The 1,116-nt window shown below is 69.4% G+C and carries 1 protein-coding gene and 1 pseudogene; both read left to right on the top strand.

Annotated features, from left to right (window positions below; translation table 11 throughout):
* Positions 1–558: pseudogene (locus ACJMNC_RS18325) on the top strand (DNA polymerase III subunit beta); the annotation flags it as partial.
* Between the two features lie 77 nt (positions 559–635).
* Positions 636–1,116: AAA family ATPase (locus ACJMNC_RS18320; RefSeq protein ID WP_408949372.1), on the top strand; the 481-nt coding region annotated here is incomplete at its 3' end.

Genomic DNA, 1,116 nt, shown 5'->3' with positions numbered 1-1,116 from the left:
CTGGCCTTCGGCGGCGGGCATTCGATCGGTGCCGACGGCCTCCTGGGCATCTCCACCGACACCAAGAAGACCACCACCCGGCTGCTCGACGCCGAGTTCCCCAAGTTCCGGCAGCTGTTCCCGGCCAGTCACACCTCGGTGGCCGCGATCGAGTCCGCCGCCCTGATCGAGGCCATCAAGCGTGTGGCGCTGGTCGCCGAGCGCGGTGCGCAGATCCGGATGGACTTCTCCGAGGATTCGGTGCTGCTCACCGCCGGTGGCGACGAGGCCGGCAAGGCCGAGGAAGAACTGCCGGTGCGGTTCTACGGTGAACCGATCATCATCGCCTTCAACCCGACTTATCTGCTCGACGGTCTGGCGGCGATCGGCACCGAGGTGGTCGAGTTCGGCTTCACCAATCCCGAACCGGATCCGTCCGGCGAGCGGCGTGCGGCCATCCGGCCGGCGGTGCTGCGTCCGGCCGGCGACGGTGAACCCGCCGCCGATGCTTCCGGCGCCTATCTGGCCCCGGCCAGCCAGTTCAGTTACCTGCTGATGCCGGTGCGGCTGCCGGGCTGAATCCCGTCGGCACGACGGTGACACGGCGAACCGGCGGCCGCCGCAGAAACGGCCGCCGGTAGTGGAGTAGAGGTTCGATGTTCGTCCGCGCATTGGCGTTACGAGATTTCCGCTCGTGGCCCCGAGTGGATCTGGAGCTGCATCCGGAGACCACGATCTTCGTGGGGCGCAACGGATTCGGCAAGACCAACCTGCTCGAATCGCTGTACTACCTGGCTACGCTCCGCTCGCATCGGGTGGCCGCCGATGCGCCGCTGGTCCGCACCGGCGCCACCGCGGCCACCGTCGGCGCCACCGTGCAGAACGACGGCCGCGAACTGTCGGTGGAACTGACCATCGCGGCGCACGGCGCCAACAAGGCCACGATCAACACCGCACCGGTGCGCCGGCCGCGGGAGATCCTCGGCGTGCTCCGCACCGTGCTGTTCGCACCGGAGGATCTGGCGCTGGTGCGCGGAGATCCGGGGGAACGCCGGCGCTTCCTCGACGAACTGGTGGTGCAGTTGCGGCCGGTCGCCGCCGGCGCCCGCGCCGACTACGAGCGGGTGCTGAGGCAGC

Source organism: Gordonia sp. VNK21 (genome assembly GCF_046098115.1).
Classification (GTDB): Bacteria; Actinomycetota; Actinomycetes; order Mycobacteriales; family Mycobacteriaceae; genus Gordonia.
The sequence above is the reverse complement of the archived record's forward strand: the minus strand, read 5'-3'. Positions and strand labels throughout refer to the sequence as shown.